The following is an 8,737-nucleotide window of genomic DNA, read 5'->3' as shown; positions in this document are numbered from 1 at the left end:
GGGGTCGCGGGTTCGAGTCCCGTCCATCCCGCCACTAATAGCAAGGCCTCGTCTCACGACGAGGCCTTTTGCTTTTTACTCTCTTGCGTTATCTCTATGAACTTTCTTATTACTAGCGCTATCGGATTTGTCATAATTTAAATGACACAGTGTGATATTTTTTGCTTTTATTACAACAGTTATGGCGTCATTAGCACTAATTTAGTGCGAATTTTCAGCATATTATTGGATGTGTATCTATTCTTGCCTAGAAATGATTAAAAAATCTTCTGTTACAAAAGATGGCACTTCTTGACGTATGTAATATAACAACACTGTGATTTGCATAGTTATCCGCTAATTTAAAGTCGCTATAATATGCAATCTGAATAAAGGTAATAGATGTGAACTGTAGAGTTGGATGTGGCGCTTGTTGTATTGCGCCGTCAATCACTAGTCCCATTCCGGGTATGCCTGAAGGTAAGCCAGCAGGTGTAAGATGTATCCAATTGGATCAGCATAATCTTTGCCTATTATTTGGCAAGCCTGAGCGTCCTCAGGTATGTAGTCAGTTTCATGCAACTCCAGATGTATGTGGTGATAACCGGGAGCAAGCGATATGGTTGATAACCAATTTGGAACAGCAAACATCTTAACGGTAGGGTGAGCCATGCAATTAACACGTTATACAGATTTTGGCGTGCGCACTCTGATGTATCTCGCCATGCAACCAGAGCGGGAGACCCTGTTCAGGATTGCGGAGATTACAGACGTCTTTGATCTATCGCCAAATCATGTTTCCAAGATAGTGCACCATCTTGGCAAGTTAGGCTATTTGCAGACAGTTCGTGGCAAGAGCGGTGGTTTTCGTCTAGGAATGGCGCCAGAAGCGATTAATGTCGGGCAGTTGGTGCGTTCATTAGAGCATTCGCTGGCACCGATCGACTGTGGCAAGCCTTACTGTCGGTTTGCGCCAGCCTGTAAATTGCAGGGAGTGTTAGGTAGAGCGGTTAAAGCGTACCTCGCGGTTTTGGATCAGTATACGCTTGCCGATGTTGTCTCTAATCGTAATGAACTGGTCGCGTTGTTACCTGAATTTACATTAGCGGATATTGAGGACTAGCATCGCCCACTTTTCGCTTGTCATAGCTGCTCTTTAGCTTCCGTAGCCATGTCGGCTTTTTGCGCGAGTTGCAGCGGCAATAAACTGGATGCGTGCACTAACTGCACGCCTTCTTCTGGCAATTGTTTAAGCTGCTTTTTCAGGAAGGCGATGGTTTCAGGATAAGGGTGTGCGATTAATACCACTTGCCCTTCTTTTCTTGCCAAGTGCACCGCTTCTTTTAATTGATGTTTTAGCGCTGCTAATGACGTTTGGTTATCCAGGAATACCTGGCGTTTCAATAACGGCACATCGTGTGTCTCTGCTTCATCTCCGGCCTTGGTATAGCGGGTTGTGACACTGTCTACGAAGTAAAGATTTTGTTGCTTTAGGACTGACATCAGCCATCCCATGGGTCTATCAAGCTGAGTTAACAGACTGCCCATATGATTATTCGTACCTTTGGCGAAGGGGATGCTTCCGATAGCGTCTTCGACAACTTGCTTGAACTGAGTTTCTGACATCTGGTTATTCAGACCGCCTGGTCCCATCGTCCTGCCATCCAACGCCTGCATTGGTATATGTACCATGATTTCATGACCTTTAGCGTGCGCAGCTCGGGCCATTTTTTCACCAAGAGGGGTGTGCGGTAATATTGAAAAAGTGATCCCGGGCGGCAAAGACAGTGCCGCTTCATCTGTATGACGATAACCAATGTCATCCATGATAATGGCTAGTTTGGCGGCCATGGTTTGCGAACTAAAGCATAGTAGTATTGAGAGGAGTAATGAGCGCACGTGTCTAATTATGGTTATGGGTTTCAATCCAGCTAATAGCGGCGTCAAACTGATGGTCGTGATTGGGTTGACCGGTAGTTTTGGCTACATCTTTTGCCACTTCCAATGAATTGTCTCCGTTTTCTTGTGTCACTTTTATATCAGGTTCAATCCCCTTGGTGTCAAGCATTTTACCGTTTGGTGTGGTGTATCTGGCGGTTGTCAGCTTAATCATGGAACCACGGTCATAAAGATTTGGGATCAGACTCTGTACCGTGCCTTTGCCAAAGCTTTTTTCGCCAACAACGGTTGCTCGTTGATGATCACGTAAGGCAGCGGTAAGAATTTCTGCCGCAGATGCAGAATCTTGATTGATAATAACCACCAAAGGTACATTCGCTAATAAGCGGCCAGTAGTGGCATAGAAGGTCTCGTTGGCATTGATATAGCGTCCTTGCGTTGCAACGATGACGCCTTGATCTAAAAACATATCGGCAATCGCGACTGCCTGTTCCAGTAGTCCACCGGGATTATCCCTGACATCGATGATCAGACCATTAATCTCAGTTTGCTGCCAATGTTCCAGCCAAGACTTTACGTCCTTAGCGGTATCTTGCTGAAAATGAGTGATCCGCAGATAGCCAATGTTATCGGCCAGTAATTTGGCCTGCACTGAGTGCAAGCGAATATCCGCAGGTTGCAGAGTGACCGTAAAAGTTGAGTTTTGGCGTTTAACCTCTAGCGCAATGGCTTGATTGCCCTGTGACGCTTGTTTGATGAGATCCAGAACTTGTGGTTGATTGGCTGCGGTGACGCGGTGTTGATTTAAGGTAAATAAGATATCTCCCTTTTGTAGTCCTGCATTAGCTGCCGGTGAGCCTGGGAACGCCGTTTGAATGACTAATTGCGTTTGAACAGGGCTGACTTCAAAACCGAAACCGTAATATTGGCCGCGATTACTGCTCTGGAGGTCATTAGCCTGATCTACGTTGAGGAAGGTGGAATGGCTATCGAGCGTTTTGAATATGCCGTCAATTGCGGCACTCACCAGTTGCTCACGGCTGATCTTGTCGACATAGTAAGTTTCAACGGTTTCAATCACTTCATGCAGCAAAATTAAATCGGAGTGATCCTCTTTCACTGGATGATTGTAGCGCGAATAGCTGGCAACGCTTAAGGAAACCCCAATGATGATCCCTATCAGCAGAATGAGCATATTGCGTATCAATTTTGTCATATGCTCCTCCTGCGATTTATCAGGTTATCGACGACAATATTGGGCGGGGTCGATCGCTTCCCCTTTATGGCGTATCTCAAAGTATAGGCCAGGTTCAGACTGACCACCTGAGCGTCCGACCAGTGCTACTGTTTCACCTTTACGGACGATATCCCCCACATCCTTGAGCAAGGCTTGCGCATGACCGTAAAGACTCATATAGCCCTTGCCATGGTCAACCACCAGTAGCAGACCAAAACCGCGTAACCAGTCGGCGTAAATCACTTTTCCAGGTGCGATAGCTTTAATCGGTTGGCCTTCAGCGGCACCAATCATCACGCCTTTCCAGTTAACATTTCCGGAACGACGACTACCAAAACTGCTGTTCATCGTGCCATTCGTTGGCCAGGAAAGCTTACCGCTAACATTGCCTAGCCCGTCCATTGATGGCATATCCCGCATCGCTTTCATCGCGGCGTCTACCACGCGTTTTAACGAGGCTTCTTCAATTTGTAGCTGTTCAAGATCAGAAGCTTTACTGTTAATGACTCGCTGCAGTTCGCTTAACGTATTTTGTCGCTGTCGCTGCTCCTGCTTTAGCTGTGCGGATTGCGCCCGTTGATCCATCGCTAATTGGTTAAGCCGATCATTTTCCTGTTGCTGTTGCTGCTGCACGGCAACCAATTCTTCACGCGTTTTCTTTAATTCGTTGATCGCATCCATACGTGCTTTGTTCAGCAGGTCATAATAGGCGAGCATCCGCTCAACTGTGGCTGGATCTTCTTGATGTAATAACAGTTTGGTGTAATCGTGGTTACCCGCAAGAAAGGCACTTTTAAGTTGTTTGGCAAGGGTTTGTTGTTGTGTCTTTTGTAGGCGTGCCAGATCTGCTTCTCGCTGATCTAAAGCCATCAATTTCTTCTGGCTATCTGCCAGTCGTGATTCGGTTTCTGTTACCTGGCGAGCCGCCGTGCCAATCGCTTGTTCATCCTGCTTCAACAGTGACAGCAACTTTTCGCGTTGCTTACTGCTGTCTTGCAGATCATTTTGCTGGGCAGCAATCTGCTGCTGAATTTGCTTCAGTTCCGATTGCCGCCGCTCCAGATCAGATGCCAGTAGCGTTTGGCTGAATATAAGAAAGCCAGCAACAATGCTGGCTTTGGCGATCACATGCTTATGCACCAGTCAGTATTTACTCTTCTGTGTGGATCAAAGGGTGTCCGGTCATTTCCGCCGGTATCTGTTGCCCCAGTAACGTCAGCATGGTCGGCGCGATGTCACTTAAGCGACCACCTTCATCGATATGCGCTTTTCTGCCTACATAGATGAAAGGTACCAAATCGCTCGTGTGAGCGGTATGTGGCTGTCCGGTTGTATCATCTACCATTTTTTCGGCGTTGCCATGATCAGCGGTAATAATGCATTCCCCGCCGACCTGTTGCAGTGCTGATACGACTCGACCGATACAAGCGTCTACAGCTTCACATGCTTTCACCGCAGCGTCGAAATTGCCAGTATGGCCGACCATATCGCCGTTGGGGTAATTACAGATGATGACATCATATTGAGATGATTCAATGGCTTCAACTAGCTTATCGGTCAATTCTGTGGAACTCATCTCCGGTTGCAGATCATAGGTTGCCACTTTCGGTGAGTTAATCAAAATCCGGTCTTCGCCGTTGAAGGGCTGTTCCAGACCGCCATTGAAGAAGAAGGTCACATGGGCATACTTCTCGGTTTCGGAGATCCGTAGCTGACGCATACCGAGTTTTTGCAACGTTTCCCCCAGGGTATTGACCAATTCTTCCTTTGGAAAAGCAATCGGGGCTTTGATATCGGCAGCATATTCCGTGAGTGTGACAAAATTCACCTTACGTACTACGTGGCGCGGAAAACCGTCAAAGTCGGCGTTGATAAATGCGCGGGTCAACTGGCGCGCGCGATCGGCGCGGAAGTTCATAAAAATCAGCGCATCATTATCGTGTAATGTTGCGACTTGACCATTATCTGATATCGCTGTCGCTGCAACGAACTCGTCGTTTTCGTCGCGGTCATAAGCTTGTTGCAACGCTTCAATGGCGTTGTTACAGGTGTATTTGCCTTTACCTTCGGTGATCAGTGCATAAGCTTGAGCAACCCGATCCCAGCGGTTGTCGCGATCCATGGCATAATAACGCCCGATAATAGAGGCAATGCGACCAGTGCCTAACTGAGAAAATAGCGTTTCAAACATTTCCAAGCTCGGTTTGGCACTACGCGGCGGCGTGTCGCGACCATCCAGAAACGCATGCAGATAAACCTGTTTGGCTCCACGTTGTACTGCCATGCGACAGATGGCGGCAATGTGCTCTTCATGGCTATGTACACCGCCGGGCGACAGCAATCCCATAACATGAACCGCGCCATTAGCCTTCACGGCATTATCGATCGCGGCAACCAGTACTGGGTTTTCGAAGAAATCGCCATCTTCTATCGCTTTTCCAATTCGGGTCAGCTCCTGATAGACGATACGGCCAGAACCGATATTGATATGGCCGACTTCGGAATTGCCCATCTGTCCATCGGGTAATCCGACGTCTGTTCCTGATCCGGAAATCAGACTGTGGGCATACTCAGTATTGAGTTGGTCCAGCACGGGCGTGTGTGCATGGAAAATGGCATTGCTATTGGTGTGCTCAGAATAGCCCCAGCCATCCAGGATCAACAGCGCCAGAGGACCTTTGATTGTCTTCATGTGGATTACCCGTTAACAGTGAAATCAAAATCTAAATGGAAATTGATTAGATGGTACTACAGTCATAGCGCAGGAAAAAAGTCATGGTGAAGCGATTGTCTTGATAGTTTCCCTCTGCTGACCAGTGAGCTTGCCCGCCATTCTGTGGTCGAAACAGCTGCAATCTGCTATGGCTATGGGTATACTCTGCGCTGGTTCTTAGCTGCCCAATAACAATACAGGCTGTCAAAAACATGCAGGAATATATCGAATTTTTTAAAGCTCATCCGGTACTGACACTGGCGTGGGTGGGATTATTTATCGCAGTGCTCGTTACTTGGTTGAAGGGTGCGGTGTCAAAAGTAAAAAATGTTAACGCTCAGGAAGCCACGTTATTGATCAACAAGCAGGATGCCCAAGTGGTCGATGTACGTTCCAAAGAGGAATTTCGTAAGGGACACATTGTTAACGCTGTTAACATTCCGATGGCAGAAATTAAAAATAAAACCAACACTAACCTTGAAAAGTATAAAGCGAAACCCATTATACTGGTATGCAACGCTGGCATGACTTCAGTGCAAGCCGGTGAATTGCTTGTGAAAGACGGCTTTGAGCAAGTATTCAGCCTCAAAGGCGGTATGGGCGAGTGGCAATCCGCCAATATGCCGATATCAAAAGCCAAGCGTTAAATTTTGTCGATCGTCGTTTTCATAACGACTGGCGTCTCGAGCTGTTCCGCTAATCCGGAATAGATAATTCAAGAGATAGTGAAATGAATCACCATCTCCCGCAATAACAACGGCTCATGAAAGCCGGGACCAATTGGATAGGTAGCATTATGGCTGAAGTAGCAAATAACGAACAACAAGCCCCACAGTTCAGCATTCAACGTGTTTATATTAAAGATGTGTCTTTCGAAACACCTAACAGCCCAGCCGTGTTCCAGAAAGAATGGACGCCGGAGATTAAACTGGATTTGGACACCCGCAGCGCCAAACTCGCTGATGATGTCTATGAGGTGATCCTGTCATTGACTGTGACTGCACAAAACGGCGAAGAAGTTGGCTTTCTGTGTGAAGTACAGCAAGCCGGCATCTTTGGTATTTCCGGCCTGACTGAACCACAATTGGCTCATTCACTAGGCGCTTTCTGCCCTAACGTCTTGTTCCCTTATGCTCGTGAAGCTGTGTCCAGTCTGGTCTCTCGTGGTACCTTCCCGCAATTGAATTTGGCACCGGTGAATTTCGACGCACTGTTTGCCCAGTATGTGCAGTCTCGCCAAGCTCAGGCATCACAAACTGAAACGGCTGAAGCTTAAGTCATGACTGATTCTGCTGAAATCTCGGTGCTTGGCGCCGGTTCTTATGGAACTGCACTGGCGATTTCCCTAGCGAGTAATGGTCACAAAACCGTGTTATGGGGACATGAGCCCGAGCATGTCGCCCGTCTTGGTGCCTCGCGCAGCAACGAAGAGTTTTTGCCTGGCATTCCGTTCCCAGACAGTCTGGTGATGGAAGCCGATCTTGGCAAAGCGCTTGCGGCTTCCCGTAATGTGCTGCTAGTAGTACCCAGCCATGTGTTTGGTGAGGTACTGCGAACTGCTAAGCCACTGTTGCGTAAGGATGCCCGCATTGTTTGGGCGACCAAAGGATTAGAGCCTGATACCGGCCGGTTGTTGCAGGACGTGGCGCGAGATGTGCTAGGCGATGATTATCCGTTGGCGGTACTCTCTGGGCCGACGTTTGCAAAAGAGCTCGCAGCCGGTTTGCCAACGGCGATATCTATTGCGGGTACAGATCCCGAATTTACCGAAGATCTCGTCGGTCTGCTGCATAGTCCTAAAAGCTTGCGAGTGTATGCCAACGATGACTTCATTGGATTGCAGTTGGGTGGCGCCGTAAAAAACGTTATCGCAATTGGTGCGGGAATGTCTGATGGCATCGGTTTCGGTGCCAACGCAAGAACGGCACTCATTACCCGCGGACTGGTAGAGCTCACACGCCTTGGTTGTGCGTTAGGTGCTAAAAGTGACACCTTTATGGGCATGGCTGGCTTGGGTGACTTAGTGCTGACATGCACTGATAACCAGTCACGCAATCGTCGGTTTGGCTTGGCGCTTGGCCAAGGTTGTGATGTGGCAACGGCGCAGCAACAGATTGGTCAGGTGGTTGAGGGATATCGCAACACCAAAGAGGTCTTTACCCTGGCGCAGCGATTGGGCGTAGAAATGCCAATCACCGAGCAGATCTATCAGGTGCTATATCAAGGTAAATCACCACTGGATGCTGCCAAAGAACTGTTAGCGCGTGACAAAAAATCAGAAACGACCGACGACTAATCCCGTTTTTGCCGACAAAAGGATGCCTAATGGCATCCTTTTTTAATCGCGATATTTACGCCGAGGTTTCTGAATTAGCTAACTTACGACGATATATCAGCAGATATAACGCTGGCAGTACAAACAAGGACAATACCGGCGCGGTGATCATGCCGCCAACCATAGGTGCAGCAATTTTCTGCATCACATCATTGCCCGAACCTGCCCCCCACATGATAGGTAACAAGCCAAAGAAGATGGTCGCTACCGTCATGGCTTTGGGGCGTACGCGCATTACTGCGCCTTCAATCAAGGCCGCTTTCAGGTCGCTGACACTTTGATACATACCGTTGTCCTGACGATGCTTAATCGCATTGTCCAGATACACCAGCATCACCACCCCAAATTCTGCTGCCACTCCGGCGAGCGCAATCATCCCCACCGCGACCGCAACAGACATGTTGTAATGAAGGGCATAAAGCACCCAGGTACTGCCGACCAAGGCGAATGGCAGCGATAACATGATCATGCTGGCCTGTAATGCGGAGTTAAAGGTTAGCATCAACAGAATAAAGATCACGGCGAGCGCCATCGGAATAACCTGTTTTAACTTGTCGGCAACCCGCTGCATATA

At 48.1% G+C, this 8,737-nt stretch carries 10 protein-coding genes; 5 read left to right on the top strand and 5 right to left on the bottom strand.

Annotated elements, in window-relative coordinates; translation table 11 throughout:
• Positions 1–383 precede the first annotated feature (383 nt).
• Complete coding sequence (locus PY479_RS17110; protein ID WP_275484499.1) at positions 384–635, top strand: YkgJ family cysteine cluster protein; 252 nt, start codon at positions 384–386, stop codon at positions 633–635.
• Positions 636–649: 14 nt separating this feature from the next.
• The gene (locus PY479_RS17105) at positions 650–1,102 is read left to right on the top strand and encodes an Rrf2 family transcriptional regulator (protein ID WP_212594977.1); all 453 of its coding nucleotides are present in this window, start codon (positions 650–652) and stop codon (positions 1,100–1,102) included.
• Positions 1,103–1,122: 20 nt separating this feature from the next.
• Here PY479_RS17105 and PY479_RS17100 read toward each other — a convergent pair whose 3' ends face one another.
• Genes PY479_RS17100 through gpmM form a run of 4 tightly spaced genes read right to left on the bottom strand, consistent with a single transcriptional unit; the run spans position 1,123 to position 5,807 of the window.
• Positions 1,123–1,830: a divergent polysaccharide deacetylase family protein gene (locus PY479_RS17100; RefSeq protein ID WP_275484498.1), complete on the bottom strand. Its 708-nt coding sequence runs from the start codon at positions 1,828–1,830 to the stop codon at positions 1,123–1,125.
• Positions 1,831–1,882: 52 nt separating this feature from the next.
• The gene (locus tag PY479_RS17095) at positions 1,883–3,094 is read right to left on the bottom strand and encodes a S41 family peptidase (RefSeq protein WP_275484497.1); all 1,212 of its coding nucleotides are present in this window, start codon (positions 3,092–3,094) and stop codon (positions 1,883–1,885) included.
• 24 nt (positions 3,095–3,118) lie between these two features.
• Positions 3,119–4,255, bottom strand: a complete 1,137-nt coding sequence (locus PY479_RS17090; protein WP_212594980.1) for a peptidoglycan DD-metalloendopeptidase family protein — start codon at positions 4,253–4,255, stop codon at positions 3,119–3,121.
• A gap of 10 nt (positions 4,256–4,265) precedes the next feature.
• Entirely contained in the window at positions 4,266–5,807 is a 1,542-nt protein-coding gene (gpmM, locus tag PY479_RS17085; protein WP_275484496.1) for a 2,3-bisphosphoglycerate-independent phosphoglycerate mutase, read from the bottom strand.
• A 233-nt stretch (positions 5,808–6,040) separates the two neighbouring features.
• On the opposite strand from gpmM, the gene PY479_RS17080 reads away from it, so the two are divergent.
• The 3 genes from PY479_RS17080 to gpsA all read left to right on the top strand — a co-directional run bounded on the left by PY479_RS17080 (position 6,041) and on the right by gpsA (position 8,124).
• Positions 6,041–6,475: a rhodanese-like domain-containing protein gene (locus PY479_RS17080; RefSeq protein ID WP_212594982.1), complete on the top strand. Its 435-nt coding sequence runs from the start codon at positions 6,041–6,043 to the stop codon at positions 6,473–6,475.
• A gap of 149 nt (positions 6,476–6,624) precedes the next feature.
• The gene (secB, locus tag PY479_RS17075) at positions 6,625–7,104 is read left to right on the top strand and encodes a protein-export chaperone SecB (protein WP_275484495.1); all 480 of its coding nucleotides are present in this window, start codon (positions 6,625–6,627) and stop codon (positions 7,102–7,104) included.
• A gap of 3 nt (positions 7,105–7,107) precedes the next feature.
• Positions 7,108–8,124: an NAD(P)H-dependent glycerol-3-phosphate dehydrogenase gene (gpsA, locus tag PY479_RS17070; RefSeq protein WP_212594984.1), complete on the top strand. Its 1,017-nt coding sequence runs from the start codon at positions 7,108–7,110 to the stop codon at positions 8,122–8,124.
• A 55-nt stretch (positions 8,125–8,179) separates the two neighbouring features.
• On the opposite strand, the gene PY479_RS17065 is transcribed toward gpsA, so the two are convergent.
• A partial coding sequence (locus PY479_RS17065; protein ID WP_275484494.1) for an efflux RND transporter permease subunit occupies positions 8,180–8,737 on the bottom strand: 558 nt, incomplete at its 5' end.

The organism is Shewanella sp. A32, assembly GCF_029167175.1.
Classification (GTDB): domain Bacteria; phylum Pseudomonadota; class Gammaproteobacteria; order Enterobacterales; family Shewanellaceae; genus Shewanella; species Shewanella yunxiaonensis.
This window is presented reverse-complemented; position numbering and strand designations above follow the sequence as displayed.